The 12,373-nt window shown below is 68.0% G+C and carries 13 protein-coding genes, 1 other RNA gene and 1 pseudogene; 10 read left to right on the top strand and 5 right to left on the bottom strand.

Annotated features, from left to right (window positions below; translation table 11 throughout):
- Positions 1-19: 19 nt before the first annotated feature.
- Together ACTDI4_RS16610 and ACTDI4_RS16605 are read right to left on the bottom strand one after the other, a co-directional pair.
- Positions 20-1,198 (bottom strand): lytic murein transglycosylase, encoded by a 1,179-nt coding sequence (locus ACTDI4_RS16610; RefSeq protein ID WP_442842192.1) that lies wholly within the window; start codon positions 1,196-1,198, stop codon positions 20-22.
- Positions 1,199-1,278: 80 nt separating this feature from the next.
- Entirely contained in the window at positions 1,279-2,073 is a 795-nt protein-coding gene (locus tag ACTDI4_RS16605; protein ID WP_442842191.1) for a glycoside hydrolase family 25 protein, read from the bottom strand.
- Positions 2,074-2,268: 195 nt separating this feature from the next.
- Here ACTDI4_RS16605 and ACTDI4_RS16600 point away from each other — a divergent pair, with 195 nt between their 5' ends.
- Positions 2,269-3,657 carry a serine hydrolase domain-containing protein gene (locus tag ACTDI4_RS16600; protein ID WP_442842190.1) on the top strand — a complete coding sequence of 463 codons (1,389 nt, stop codon included), beginning with the start codon at positions 2,269-2,271 and terminating at the stop codon, positions 3,655-3,657.
- Between the two features lie 23 nt (positions 3,658-3,680).
- Here the strand turns inward: ACTDI4_RS16600 and ACTDI4_RS16595 are convergent, their stop codons facing one another.
- Positions 3,681-4,313 carry a Vgb family protein gene (locus ACTDI4_RS16595; protein WP_442842189.1) on the bottom strand — a complete coding sequence of 211 codons (633 nt, stop codon included), beginning with the start codon at positions 4,311-4,313 and terminating at the stop codon, positions 3,681-3,683.
- 9 nt (positions 4,314-4,322) lie between these two features.
- The gene (locus ACTDI4_RS16590; protein WP_442842188.1) at positions 4,323-5,543 is read right to left on the bottom strand and encodes a helix-turn-helix domain-containing protein; all 1,221 of its coding nucleotides are present in this window, start codon (positions 5,541-5,543) and stop codon (positions 4,323-4,325) included.
- A 120-nt stretch (positions 5,544-5,663) separates the two neighbouring features.
- On the opposite strand from ACTDI4_RS16590, the gene ACTDI4_RS16585 reads away from it, so the two are divergent.
- The 9 genes and pseudogenes from ACTDI4_RS16585 to ACTDI4_RS16545 all read left to right on the top strand — a co-directional run bounded on the left by ACTDI4_RS16585 (position 5,664) and on the right by ACTDI4_RS16545 (position 10,865).
- Positions 5,664-6,461: a DUF899 domain-containing protein gene (locus ACTDI4_RS16585; RefSeq protein WP_442842187.1), complete on the top strand. Its 798-nt coding sequence runs from the start codon at positions 5,664-5,666 to the stop codon at positions 6,459-6,461.
- Complete coding sequence (locus ACTDI4_RS16580; protein WP_442842186.1) at positions 6,439-6,807, top strand: hypothetical protein; 369 nt, start codon at positions 6,439-6,441, stop codon at positions 6,805-6,807. Before ACTDI4_RS16585 ends, ACTDI4_RS16580 begins: the two co-directional genes overlap by 23 nt.
- 86 nt (positions 6,808-6,893) lie before the next feature.
- Positions 6,894-7,118, top strand: coding sequence for a hypothetical protein (locus ACTDI4_RS16575; protein WP_442842185.1), 225 nt, complete (start codon positions 6,894-6,896; stop codon positions 7,116-7,118).
- Positions 7,119-7,288: 170 nt separating this feature from the next.
- Positions 7,289-8,008 (top strand): TerB family tellurite resistance protein, encoded by a 720-nt coding sequence (locus ACTDI4_RS16570; RefSeq protein WP_442842184.1) that lies wholly within the window; start codon positions 7,289-7,291, stop codon positions 8,006-8,008.
- Positions 8,005-8,773 (top strand): annotated as a pseudogene (locus ACTDI4_RS16565) (N-acetylmuramoyl-L-alanine amidase). The gene ACTDI4_RS16570 and the pseudogene ACTDI4_RS16565 overlap by 4 nt, the downstream one beginning before the upstream one ends.
- 183 nt (positions 8,774-8,956) lie before the next feature.
- The gene (locus ACTDI4_RS16560) at positions 8,957-9,643 is read left to right on the top strand and encodes a lytic transglycosylase domain-containing protein (protein ID WP_442842183.1); all 687 of its coding nucleotides are present in this window, start codon (positions 8,957-8,959) and stop codon (positions 9,641-9,643) included.
- A 78-nt stretch (positions 9,644-9,721) separates the two neighbouring features.
- Positions 9,722-10,117: RNase P RNA component class A (rnpB, locus tag ACTDI4_RS16555), an RNA gene on the top strand.
- A 173-nt stretch (positions 10,118-10,290) separates the two neighbouring features.
- Positions 10,291-10,569, top strand: a complete 279-nt coding sequence (locus ACTDI4_RS16550) for a type II toxin-antitoxin system ParD family antitoxin (protein WP_442842182.1) — start codon at positions 10,291-10,293, stop codon at positions 10,567-10,569.
- Between the two features lie 2 nt (positions 10,570-10,571).
- Positions 10,572-10,865 (top strand): type II toxin-antitoxin system RelE/ParE family toxin, encoded by a 294-nt coding sequence (locus ACTDI4_RS16545; RefSeq protein WP_442842181.1) that lies wholly within the window; start codon positions 10,572-10,574, stop codon positions 10,863-10,865.
- Positions 10,866-10,878: 13 nt separating this feature from the next.
- Here the strand turns inward: ACTDI4_RS16545 and ACTDI4_RS16540 are convergent, their stop codons facing one another.
- Positions 10,879-11,994 (bottom strand): cystathionine gamma-lyase, encoded by a 1,116-nt coding sequence (locus ACTDI4_RS16540; RefSeq protein WP_442842180.1) that lies wholly within the window; start codon positions 11,992-11,994, stop codon positions 10,879-10,881.
- Positions 11,995-12,373: the final 379 nt, after the last annotated feature.

Raw genomic sequence — 12,373 nt, 5'->3', positions numbered from 1 at the left:
GCGCGTGGCCTGCTTCACTCTAAAGCCTGGCCAGCAGCTCCGTCGTGGGCCAGCCGTCCACCGCGATGCCGAGCCGCATCTGCTCCTTGCGAACGGCCTCGCGCGTGTTGGTGCCGAGGATGCCGTCCACCTTGCCGACGTCGTGGCCGCGTGCCACCAGCTTGGACTGAAGCTCCTTCATCTGCTCCAGGCCCAGCCCCGGTTCGGGCTGGCGCGGATCGTAGGCCGGGGCGCCGGCCAGGCGGGTGGCCAGCACGGCCGCCGTCAGCGCATAGGTGAAGGACTGGTTCCATTCGATGTAGACGTCGAAATTGTCATAGGAGAGGAAAGCCGGGCCGTTGCGGCCCATCGGCAGCACCAGCCCGGCCTGCAGGCCGTTGTCCTGCAAGGGGGTGCCGTCCGGCCGGGTCACGCCCCACTGCGCCCATTTCGCCAGCGGCAGCTTGCTGGTGCGGCCGGTCTGGTCCCAGGGCATGTCGGCGGGCACGCGCACTTCCTCCACCCAGGGCTGGTCGCGCTTCCAGCCCTTCATCTGCAGCTTCCTGGCGGTGGTCAAAATGACGTCGGGCACGCTGTTGCGCAGGTCCACCTTGCCGTCGCCGTCGCCGTCGACGCTGTCCATCAGGTAGTCGATCGGCAGCATCTGCGTCTGGCCGATCTCGCCGGCCCAGGCGCCCTTGACGTCGGCTGGCAGGTCGCCGCGGTCGATGAGGGTGAGCAGCGGCACGATCTGCGGGCGGAACACCTGCGGCCGGCGGCAGTCGTGGGCGAGCGTGACCAGTGCGTTCAGCGTATGGAAATCACCCTGCACGGCGCCGAAATCGGTCTCCAGCGCCCAGAAGGCGGCGATCACCGGGCCCTGCACGCCGAACTCGGATTCGGCGCGGGAAAAGACATCGGCATATTTCTTCAGATTGGCCGCGCCGTGCTTGAGCCGGTAGGCCGAGATCATGCGGCCGGAGAACTCGATGAAGGTCTGCGAAAAGACGCCCTGGGCGCGGTCGCGCGCCAGCACCTTGGGGTCGATGGCCGCATCCTCGAGCGCGTCGAGGCCGACCGCGCCGACGCCGGCCGCTCCCGCCTCGGCGGCGACATCCTTCTTCCAGGCGTCGAAATCGCCGCCGCATTCCTGCGCCGCGGCAGGAGCGGAAAGCGCTGCGCCGAGCAGCGCCGCAAGCAAAGGGTAGCGCAGTCGCATGTCAAATCTTCCGGGTCGAAAATGCAGCGGCCGTCTTTCCGGCCCATGGGCTTGTCGAAAAGCAGGCGGCAGGCGCCCTGTCAACGGGTGTTCTGCCGCAGCCACTTGTTCCACGCGGCTTCCGAGCCGTTGAAGACGTTGATGTCGGCATTGCCGCGCAGGCCCGGAACGACGCCGGTGCCGGTATATTGCCAGAAGGTGAAGGGATGGCTGCCGTATTTCTCGCGCGGGTGGCCGGCCACCGAGCGCAGCCAGTAGGGATAGCCGCGGTAGGTGGACAGGTCGTTGTCGTCGAAGAAATCGACGGATGTGTAGATGATCGGCTTCTTGCCGTAATGCTTCTCGACCATGTTCAGGAACACGGTCATCTCGGCGCGCACCGTCTCGGGCGGAGGGCGCAGCTTGCAGGTCGGCGAATGCGGGTTCCATTCCATGTCGAGCACGGGCGGCATGGCCGACGCCTCCCTCGGCACGTTCTGGATGAACCAGCGCGCCTGCTCCGCCGCCGGCCGGCAGAAATAGAAGAAGTGGTAGGCCGCGCGCGGAACGTTGGCGGCCTTCGTGCCGCGCCAGTGCTCCGCGAACATGTCGTCGACGCGGTCGCCGCCTTCGGTGGCCTTGACGAAGGCGAACGAGATGCCGCTGGCCCTTGCCTGGTGCCAGTCCACCGAGGTCTGGTATTTGGAGACGTCGGTGCCGTGCACCGCATAGGTCCAGGGCGCGCCGCTTTCCCATGTGTGCGGCTTGCTGTCCTCGAAGCGAGGCGCCCGCATGGCGACGCTCTTGGGCGAGCCGGGGCTGACCGGTGCGAGGTCGTCGATGGTCGAGCAGGCGCCGAGCGCAAACAGCAGGATGAAAGCCGCAAGACGGCGCATGTCCTCTCCGGAGCCGGTGCCAGCCGGCCGCTGGTGGGTGGAGGGCTATCCCCGCCGGACGTCCCCCACGCGGACGCCCGTCCTCCGGATCGTCGCTCGACAGGGTTTATTTTCGGTTGACGAGATCCGGTGCGGCATCGACTTTGCCGTGCGAATGGCGGCAAAACCATGGCGGAAACGGCGCGGAGGCTAGGCATGCGTGTGGTCGGCAGGGGGCTGAAATGGCTGGCGGGGCTTGTCGTGCTGGCCGTGGCGGCGCTGGCGGGCTGGCTTTATGTCGCGCCGCCGGACCTGATCCGGGTCGGTTCCGGCTATTCGGCCAAGATCGTCTGCTCCAACGTCTTCGTCGCCGGACGCGACCCGGACGAGGTTCTGGCGGTGGACGTGCAGGCGCCCGGCCATCCGCTGCTCAAGCTGATGCGGGTGAGCGTGGACCGCCAGGCCGGCACGGTGACGGCGGGCCTGCTCGGCGTGTTCGGCCGCAGCGTGGCTGTGGCGCGCGGGGGGCTGGGCTGCGCTTCCGTGCCCGACGGCGACGTCGCGGCCGCCGGGGCGGTTTCTGTTCCCGCGCAAACGCCGGCAGCGGTTGCGGACGGGCTGTGGCCGCGGGGAGAGCGGGCGGAGCCCTCGCAGGACCCTGAACTGGCCCGGGTGCTGGACGATGCGGCGCTGACCGGACCGGGCATGCGCGCCGTCGTCGTCGTGAGCAACGGCCGCATCGTCGGCGAGCGCTACGGCGCCGGCTTTTCCGAGGCGACGCCGCTGCTCGGCTGGTCGATGACCAAGACGGTCAACGCCGCCATCATCGGCACATTGGTGAAGGACGGGCGCATGGCACTCGACCGCACCGGCCTGTTCCCGGCCTGGCAGGCGGACGGCCGCGCCGCCATCAGCGTGGCCGACCTGATGGCCATGTCCAGCGGGCTCGCCTTCAACGAGGATTATGGCGACGTCACCGATGTCACCCGCATGCTCTTTCTGGAGCCGGACATGGCGGGATTCGCGGCGGCCAAGCCGCTGGCGGGCGAGGTCGGCAAGGTATGGAGCTATTCCAGCGGCACGGCCGCGATGCTGTCGCGCCTGTGGCAGGACGCCATCGGCGACGAGGGCAGGGCGCTGGCATGGCCGCGGCAGGCGCTGTTTGCGCCGCTGGGCATGGAAAGCGCGGTGCTGGAAACCGACGAGCACGGCACCTTCGCCGGGTCCTCCTATCTCTACGCCACGGCGCGCGACTGGGCGCGCTTCGGCCAGTTCCTGCTGCAGGACGGGGTCTGGAACGGCACCGCGATCCTGGCGCAGGGGTTCGTTGCCTGGATGCGCGAGCCGGCGCCGGCCTCGAACGGGGTGTATGGGCGCGGGCAGCTCTGGCTGGAGGCGCCGGGCGACGAGGACAGCCCCGGCGCCGGCGTGGCCGCGGGCCTGCCGCAGGACATTTTCTGGCTGGAGGGCCATGACGGCCAGACGGTGGCCGTCATTCCGTCGCGGCAAGCGGTGGTGGTGCGCATGGGGCTCACGCCCGGCAAGCTCGGCTACCGGCCGCAGAAGCTGGTGCGCGCGCTGCTGGAGGCGCTCCCCCGGCCATAGGCAATCCAGCGCGAGCTGGAGGCCTACCCGGGCCGGCGCACGGCGCGCAGCCTGCCGCTGCCGCCGCCGCCGCAGAAGAACCGGCCGGCGCCGTCCGCCTCGAGGCCGGATATGCCGGTGCCGGCCGGCATCTCGATCTTCTCCAGCACCTTTCCGGTCTCGGCATCGATCCGCCGCAATTCGCTTTCGTCGTCCTGCCAGGTGGCGTGCCAGAGCGCGCCGTCGACCCAGGTCACGCCGGTGACGAAGCGGTCGGAGGCGATGGTGCGCAGGATCGCGCCCGTCTCGGGGTCGAGCTGGTGGATCTTTCGTTCGCGATACTGGCCCACCCAGAGCGAGCCTTCGGCCCAGGCCAGCCCGGAATCGCCGCCCTGGCCCGGTGCGGGGATCGTGGCCAGTATGCGCCCGGTGGCCGGATCGATCTTCTGGATGCGGTCCTCCGCGATCTGGAACAGATGCGTGCCGTCGAAGGCCGTTCCCGCATGGGCGGGAACCTGAATGGAGCGCATGATGATCCCGCTTGCGGGATCGAGCGCATTCAGCCTGTCGCCCGAGGCGAACCAGACGTGCCGGCCGTCGAAGCTGACGCCGTGCACGGCCTCGACGCCGTCGAAGGGCCCGAATTCCTGGAGGATGGTGGCGGCAGAGCGTTTCATGCCTTCATCCTAGCCGTTCGGCAGCGGATGGGGGAGTAACAAGCTTGTCGGGAAGCCCAGCACCGGGGGCGTTGCCCAGCGGCGGGCCCGGCCGCGCCCGAACCAGCGCACCTTGCCTGCCGCCGCAAGCTGCTCCAGCGCCCGCTGCACCGTGCGCGGGCTGGTGCTGAGCGCCAGTGCCAGCGCCGAACTCGACCACGCCTCGCCGTCGGCCAGCAGGGCAAGCACGGCGCCATGCTGCTCTTGGGTCGGCGGCGCCAGCACGGCCACGGTGCCGGCACGGTGCGGCGCCAGCGCGAAGCCCCGCCTGGTGGCGCTCACGGCCGCCAGTTTTCCCAGTTCGGCGCGCAGCCGGCCCATCTCGACCCGCAACCGTGCGCGATGCGATTCGTCGGCGGACTTGCCCCGGAAGGCGTGCGCCACGAGCGCTTCCCTCGTCACGTCGCGCGGCCAGGCTTCGGCGAGCGCCCGCGCCAGCGCAAACAGCACCGGGCGCGTGGCGAGAGAGACCGCGACGCCGCCGTGCCGCACGAGATTGCGGCACGCGTCCACGACGAGCGTGTCCGATCCGTAGAGGGCCTCGATCTCTTCCAGCAGAAGGGGGCGTTCCGCGCCGCCGGCAATCAGGCGGGCGGCCGGCCTGTCCAGCACCAGGCCGGCGCCTTCGACCTCAGCCGCCAGGGCTGGGATGCCCGCCTGGCGCGCGGCCAGGGCGGCCTCGGCGAGCGCGGAACGCGCGTCCTTCGTCCTCAGGTGCCGGATGGCGATGCCCGCCACCACCAGTTGGCGCGCGGCCTTGAGGGCGGGCGGAAGCGGCGTCGGCGCGGGCTCGCCCACCATCCGCCCGGCCTCGTCGAGACGGCCGATCAGCAGCAGGCGCCGCGCCTCCAGGTTGCGCGCATGGGCGGCGTTGACGCTGTCTCCATGCCGCTCAAGGGTCGTCCGCGCGGCATCCAGTGTCTTCGCCGGCCAGCCGAGATCGCGCGAGACGAGGGCGATCTCGGCCTCGGCCACGATGCAACGCGCACGGGAGACGGCCTCCGTCGGCCCGAAGGCACGCGAGGCGCGCCGCAGCAAGGCCCTTGCCCGGTCCAGGTCGCCCAATTGCGCCATGGCGATGCCGCGCAGCGCGAGCGCCGGGGCATCCTCGCGCAGGGCCACGCGGTTGAGCGCGCCGAGCGGGTCGCCCGTGGCAAGGGCATGCGCGGCGGCGGTGATCAGCGAGTCCATTCGAATCCCGTCACACTTGTAACTCCCGCCTCCGGCCGCGCGGCCCTAGCCTATCCTACGTTCACACGCCGGCAAGCCGCGGCTGCGGTCGGCCGGCATGACAACGAAGGGAGTTGAACCATGACTGCACATGCGATCGGGACGCGCCAGGAGTGGCTTGCCGCGCGCCTTGCCCTGCTCGAAGAGGAGAAGGCGCTGACGCGCCGAAGCGACGAACTGGCGTTGCGAAGGCAGCAACTGCCCTGGGTCCGCGTCGAGAAGGAGTATCGTTTCGAGGTCGACGCGGGCGAGGCGGCACTGAAGGATTTGTTCAAGGGCCGCTCGCAGCTTCTCGTCTATCACTTCATGTTCGGCCCCGATTACCTGGCCGGCTGCCCCTCCTGCTCGTCCATCGCCGACGGCTTCGACGGCATCGTGGCGCATCTGGAAAACCACGACGTGGCGTTCTGGGCGGTATCGCGGGCGCCGCTGACGAAGCTCGCGGCCTTCAAGAAGCGCATGGGATGGACCTTTCCCTGGGCGTCGTCGGCTCCCGGCGACTTCAACGCCGATTTCAGCGCCTCGTTCACGCCGGAGCAGCAATACGGATCGGGCATCGAATACAACTACCGGCGCGAGGCGCCGCTGCCGCCGCGCGCCGACCGGGGGAGCGCTCCGACCATAGAATCGCGCACGACGCCCGACGGGTTGACCGTTTTCGGCACCTCGACGGGAACCGACCCCGCCACCTATGCGCGGGAACGGCCGGGCGTGAGCGCTTTCGTGTTGGAGAACGGGGCGGTCTACCACACCTACTCCGCCTATGCGCGCGGGCTCGACGGCCTGTGGGGGGTGTATCAGTGGCTCGACCGGGCGCCGCTGGGCCGCAACGAGACCGGGGCGTGGATGCGCCGCCATGACGAATACGGCCAAGGATGACGCGGCAATGCCGCGCCACGCCGATCGTTCAAGCACCGGGCCTTTCGGCGACCCCGCAGTGGCGGCAAGGAAGGTCGGGCGGCATCTGGCTGCCGTGCTCCATCTCGCGGCCGCGCCGACCTTCGCGGCGATGGCGCTGCTGGCAGCCGCGTCCGGCGGTGCCCCGGACATGTGCTCCTCCGGACCCACCGCATCGCCGCTTTCGGGAATGGCGGCGATGTACCTGCTCATGGGCGTCTTCCACTCGGCGCCGTGGCTGGATCTGATGGTGGGACGCAGCAGGCCGGCCGAGCCTCGGGGCAGGCGAAAACCGCCCGATGTTACAGCTCGAAACGCAACGTTATGAAACCGACCTCGCCGACGCCGCATTTTCCCTGCAACTGCCCACCTGAGTGTTCGCATCCGGGGGGCTCGTTGCGAAGGAGAGATGTCATGAGGAAATTCATTCTTGCTTCCGTTTCGGCGCTTGCGCTGTTCGGCGTTGCGGCATGCAGCGACAGCGGCAAGGACAACACCACGACACAGAGCACCACGCCGCCGCCGGCCGACCAGCCGATGACCCCGGCCGCGCCGAAGGCCAACCCGCCGGCCGACACCGGCACCGGCAATTCGACGATGCAGCCGGCGCAGCCGGCCAATCCGGCTCCGGCGCAGTAAGGCGCGAGCGTTCTCAACCTCCCGAGACGAGAAGGCCGGGTCCGCCCGGCCTTTTTCGTGGGGAACGCGGGGCGCGATCGGCCCAGCCGGCGACGGGGCCGTTTCCGAAGCGCCGGATTCAACGGAAAAAGCGGATTCCCCTTTCCGGCCCGATGCTCTACAAGGCGCGCATGTCCATCTGGGAACGCATTGGAGATTTCGTCGCCCGGATCTCCGCTTCGGCTTCGGCCGGGGTGTCGGATCTGGCGGAGGCGGTGCGCACGGTCTTTTCCGGCGATGCGGAACTGCGCCGCCGCGTGGCGTTTTCCGTGGCCATGATCGCCCTGTCGGCCAAGATGGCCAAAGCCGACGGCATCGTCACCCAGGACGAGATTCGCGCCTTCCGCGATATTTTCGAGGTGCCGCCGGAACAGACGCGCAATGTCGCGCGGCTCTACGACCTCGCCAAGCGTGACGTCGCCGGCTTCGAGGCCTATGCCGAGCAGATGGCGCGGCTGTGCGGGTCGGGCCGGGCAAACTGCATGATGTTGGAGGACATTCTCGACGGCCTGTTCTACATCGCCACCGCCGACGGCGTCCTGCACGAGCGGGAAGGGGAATTCCTGCGGCGCGTCGCCGAGATCTTCCGGATAGAAGAGGCGCATTTCCGCACGATCATGGCCCGCCATGTCGATATGGGCGCGGGCGACCCCTACCAGGTGCTCGGCATTGCGCGCGGGGCCCCGTTCGCCGAGGTCAGGAAGCGCTACCGCAAGCTGGTTGCCGACAACCATCCCGACCGGCTGATCGCGCGCGGCCTGCCGCAGGAATTTATCAACATCGCGACGAAGCGGCTTGCCGCCATCAACGCCGCCTATGAGACGATCGAGCGGGAACTGGCGCCGGCATGAGCGGCTTTCCGCCCGATCATCGCGGAGCGGACGTGCGGGTATCGCCGAATTTCGGGCCGCGACGCGGGGCGTCGGCGCCCGACATGATCATTCTTCACTATACCGGCATGGAGACGGGGGCGGCGGCCGAGGCGTGGCTGTGCGATCCGGCCAGCGAGGTGTCGTCGCATTATCTGGTGCATGAGGACGGCCGCGTCGTGCAGATGGTGCGCGAGAGCGACCGGGCCTGGCATGCGGGCAAGAGTTCATGGCGCGGCATCACCGACGTCAACTCCTGCTCGATCGGCATCGAGATCGTCAATCCCGGCCACACGCTCGGCTATCGTGCCTTTCCCAAGCGCCAGATCGCGGCGGTGATCGCGCTGTGCCAGGGCGTCGCGTGCCGCCACGCGGTCTTGCCCGAGCGGGTGCTGGCCCATTCCGACGTGGCGCCGGGGCGCAAGATCGACCCGGGCGAGAGGTTTCCGTGGGCGGCGTTGGCGCAGGCCGGCATCGGCCATTTCGTCGCAGCTTCGCCCATCCGGCGCGGCGCCGTGATCGGGCCCGGCGATACGGGCGCTGCCGTTGAAGAGCTGCAATCGATGCTGGCCCTCTATGGCTATGGGGTCGACATCACCGGCACGTTCGACCGCCAGACGGAGATCGTCGTGGCTGCATTCCAACGGCATTTCAGGCCCCGTCGCGTTCGACGGCCTCGCCGACGCATCGACCGTGCGGACGCTGCGGCGCCTGCTTTCTTCCCTCGCGGAAGCTTTGGCAAAGTAGTCTCCCGCACGGACGAAAGATTACAATCCGTAATCCAAAGTGACTTGATGCGCCTTCATTGGCGCCCAATCGCCCGGCAAAGCCCAGGCCACGCCATGCCGGGCCTCCAATCGATGTTACCCCGGCATTCAACGAAGACCGTCGCGCGGAGACCTTTGCGCGATCGAAGAACGACAGGACCTCATGCACATTAGACCGTTTGTAGCGGCTGCGTTTGCTGCCGGCACGATAGCCTTTGCCTTGAACACTGCGCAGGGCGCGCCCCTGAGCCCGCGGGCGGATCAGGGCCTGGCCCCCGTCCAGGCTGCGAAGCCCCTGCCGGCGAAAGCCGAAAAGGCTGCTTCCACGAAGGGGAAGAAGCATTCCCCGAAACGGTCTGCCCGCAAGGCGGCGCCCGGCCGAAGCAAAATGCGCATCGACATGACCACCACCGCTTCCGTCCCCCCGAGGGCGGCGAAGCCCGCAGTGGCGGAAAAGGGCGCTGCCACTCAATATTCGAGCATCATCGCCCGATACGCGGCCAGTTACGGCGTGCCCGTGTCGCTGGCCAACGCGGTTGTGCGCATCGAGAGCAATTACCGTCCCAACACCGTCGGCAGCGCCGGCGAGATCGGCCTTATGCAGATCAAGCCGTCGACCGCCCGCATGCTGGGCTATACGGGCTCGGCCAAGGGGCTGTTCGACCCCGAGACCAACATCAAATACGGCATGAAATATCTGGCCATGGCACAGGATCTCAGCGACGGCACCACCTGCGGCACGATCCTGAAATACAATGCCGGCCACGCCGCCACGCGCATGAACGCAGTGTCGTCGGCTTATTGCCGCAAGGTGAAGGTGCAATTGGCGGCGCTCGGGGCGCCGGCATAGAAACTGCCTGTCGAAAGCCGGCGCGGCGGTCGGCTTTTTCATTTGCGTTTTCAGGCATAAATCCCTTTATACGCCATGCCAGTCGGCCGGGCGGCCGCGCTCGCGAATGCCGAAAGGCTGCGGGTGAGGAAAGTCCGGGCTCCATGGAAACACGGTGCCGGCTAACGGCCGGCGGGGGCGACCCCAGGGAAAGTGCCACAGAAAGCAAACCGCCACATTCGTGTGGTAAGGGTGAAAGGGTGGGGTAAGAGCCCACCGCGCGACCGGTAACGGAAGCGGCAAGGTAAACCCCACCGGGAGCAAGACCGAATAGGGGCGGTGCGAAGGGCAACCTTCGAGGGCTGTTTCCAGTCCACCGTCCGGGTAGGTTGCGTGAGGCGCATGGCGACATGCGCCCAAGATGAATGGCCGCCACGTTCTCGCGCCGCAGGGCCGAGGGCCATACAAAACCCGGCTTACAGGCCGACTGGCATTTTTGTTCCGCGGGCGTGAGGAAAAGCGATGCTTTTCCAAAGGCCTGGGCAGGATCGTGCGGAACCTGATTCAAGCCGCTCGCGCATCGATTCAAGATGCTCGGCCCTCGGCCGCGGCGCTTGCGGGCGGTGCGATCAAATCGTACCATGGCCGGGAGAAAGCAGGAGGCCGCCATGGGCCATGTCGACAAACGCTCCATCACCCTTTCGCCCGAGCTTGCCGCCGAGGTGGACGGCGCCGTGGCCGCTGGCGAATACGCTTCGGCCAGCGAGGTGGTGCGCGACGCGCTGCGGCTGTGGAAGGAGCGGCGCGAGCTTTTCGGCTATACGGCTGAAGAACTGCGCCAGCTCGTCCAAGAGGGCATAGACAGCGGTCCAGGCTCGGATGGTGCGGAATTCATGCGGCGTCTGCGCAGCAAATATCAAGCTCCGTCAGGCGATGCCGACACATAGGCATGGTCTACCGAATCTCGCCGCGGGCACAGCAGGATCTCGAATCGATCGTTGGCTACATCGGAGAGCGCAATCCGCCGGCCGCCGTGAGGCTCGTTGATCGCTTCACCTCTCAGTGGGAGTTGTTGGCCACCCAACCCCGTTCGGGCACGGAGCGCGAAGACGTTCTTGCCGGGGTGCGCCACGCCATTACAGGGCGATATGTGAGCTTCTACCGTGTCGAGGATGAGGATGTCCTGATCCTGCGCGTACTCCACGGGCATAGGCAAATCACCTCGCGCGATTTCGACGAATAATCCGCTCAGCCGCTCAGCCGCTCAGCCGGTCCAGCGAAGCCTTCATCGCCTGCCACAATTCCTCGGCCGGCTCGCAGCCGATGGAGAGGCGCACGAAGCCCGGCGGCACGGCGTCGCCGCGGCGCGTGCGGCGCTCGGCAGAGGTGTGGACGCCGCCGAAGGAGGTGGCCGACTGCATCAGTTCGCAGCCGTTGATGAAATCCTCGGCCGTGTCTTCGGAGGCCAGCACGAAGGAGATAAGGAAGCCGAAGCGCTCCATCTGGGCGCGGGCGAGGTTGTGTGACGGGTCGTCGGCCAGGCCGGGGAAGCGCACCGAGCGCACGGCCGGATGCTCCCGCAGCCGGGGGGCGATGAACTCGGCATTGTCGCACATGCGCTCGAAGCGCATCTCCAGCGTCTCCAGCCCGCGGTGCAGCAGCCAGGCGTCGAAGGGGCTGGGAATGGCGCCGCAGGTCTTGCGCCAGTCCTGCAGGCCGGTCACGATGTCGGCGTTGCGGCTGGCGACATGACCGAACAGCACGTCGGAATGGCCGTTGGGTGCCTTGGTGTCGGCGGCCACGACGATGTCGGCGCCCAGGTCCAGCGGGCGCTGGCCGAACGGCGTCATGGTGGTGTTGTCGACGATCAGCAGCGCGCCGGCCGCGTGGGCGGCCCCGGCCACGGCGGCGATGTCGCAGATGTCCAGGCCGGGATTGGACGGCGTCTCCACGAAGGCGAAGCGGTAGCCCTCGAAGCCGCCGTCGAGGAAGGTCGCGGTCGGCCGCAGGTCGCAGGTCACGCCGAACGCCTTGAGATAGCGATCGGCCACCAGCCGCGTGGTGGGATAGCCGTCGGCGGCCACCAGAATGCGGTCGCCCGATTTCAGCAGGCTGAAGAAGGTGGCCGAGATCGCCGCCATGCCGGAGGGAAAGGCCACGCAGGGCGCATCTTCCAGATGGGCCAGCATGTGTTCCACTGCCGCCCAGGTCGGGTTGGAGAAGCGGCCATATTGATTGTACCCCGTGGCGTCGCCCGGCGCGTGGAAGACGGAGGCCATGGTGAGCGGCAGCGGAATGGGGTCGCCCTTGGACAGGCCGGACCGGCGCAGGTGCGCCAGGCCGGCGGCGCGGGACTTCGATGTTCTTTCCATGATTTCGAGGCTTCTCGGCAGACTGCTGGAGATCGGTCGACGCTACTGCCGGCGGCGGCGCCAGACAAGGTGGGCGGCGGCCGGAAAACAGATCCTATAACGCTTCGTTAGGCTTAATGGACGATAAAGACCGAATGGCCGCCGAAGCGCATGCTGTGGTCGAGGCGGGCAGGTTTCGTAAAGTTGGTCCCGTTGACGCCCATATTGGCCCATGTTATCCCATTCGCATACTCAAGCCTTCGTTCCGTGTCAGGGTGAAGCGTACGCCGAATGGCCAGCCGCTGCGGCGTGCCGTTCGACTGCCTTTGCCCGGCCGGATGCGGGCAGGTGCCGGAAGGGACCGCGCCGCGGCGGCGCGGGCACGGAAATGGAAAGGGGT

Origin of the sequence: Mesorhizobium sp. PUT5 (assembly GCF_052216645.1) — a bacterium.
GTDB lineage: Bacteria > Pseudomonadota > Alphaproteobacteria > Rhizobiales > Rhizobiaceae > Mesorhizobium.
This window is presented reverse-complemented; position numbering and strand designations above follow the sequence as displayed.

What these genes read in the sequence shown, in the direction of transcription:
- ACTDI4_RS16610 (WP_442842192.1), bottom strand. Translation starts at nt 1,198, where the DNA reads ATGCGACTGCGCTACCCTTTGCTTGCGGCGCTGCTCGGCGCAGCGCTT.
- ACTDI4_RS16540 (WP_442842180.1), bottom strand. Translation starts at nt 11,994, where the DNA reads ATGGAAAGAACATCGAAGTCCCGCGCCGCCGGCCTGGCGCACCTGCGC.
- ACTDI4_RS16560 (WP_442842183.1), top strand. Translation starts at nt 8,957, where the DNA reads ATGCACATTAGACCGTTTGTAGCGGCTGCGTTTGCTGCCGGCACGATA.
- ACTDI4_RS16545 (WP_442842181.1), top strand. Translation starts at nt 10,572, where the DNA reads ATGGTCTACCGAATCTCGCCGCGGGCACAGCAGGATCTCGAATCGATC.
- ACTDI4_RS16600 (WP_442842190.1), top strand. Translation starts at nt 2,269, where the DNA reads ATGCGTGTGGTCGGCAGGGGGCTGAAATGGCTGGCGGGGCTTGTCGTG.
- ACTDI4_RS16590 (WP_442842188.1), bottom strand. Translation starts at nt 5,543, where the DNA reads ATGGACTCGCTGATCACCGCCGCCGCGCATGCCCTTGCCACGGGCGAC.
- ACTDI4_RS16585 (WP_442842187.1), top strand. Translation starts at nt 5,664, where the DNA reads ATGACTGCACATGCGATCGGGACGCGCCAGGAGTGGCTTGCCGCGCGC.
- ACTDI4_RS16605 (WP_442842191.1), bottom strand. Translation starts at nt 2,073, where the DNA reads ATGCGCCGTCTTGCGGCTTTCATCCTGCTGTTTGCGCTCGGCGCCTGC.
- ACTDI4_RS16575 (WP_442842185.1), top strand. Translation starts at nt 6,894, where the DNA reads ATGAGGAAATTCATTCTTGCTTCCGTTTCGGCGCTTGCGCTGTTCGGC.
- ACTDI4_RS16550 (WP_442842182.1), top strand. Translation starts at nt 10,291, where the DNA reads ATGGGCCATGTCGACAAACGCTCCATCACCCTTTCGCCCGAGCTTGCC.
- ACTDI4_RS16580 (WP_442842186.1), top strand. Translation starts at nt 6,439, where the DNA reads ATGACGAATACGGCCAAGGATGACGCGGCAATGCCGCGCCACGCCGAT.
- ACTDI4_RS16595 (WP_442842189.1), bottom strand. Translation starts at nt 4,313, where the DNA reads ATGAAACGCTCTGCCGCCACCATCCTCCAGGAATTCGGGCCCTTCGAC.
- ACTDI4_RS16570 (WP_442842184.1), top strand. Translation starts at nt 7,289, where the DNA reads ATGTCCATCTGGGAACGCATTGGAGATTTCGTCGCCCGGATCTCCGCT.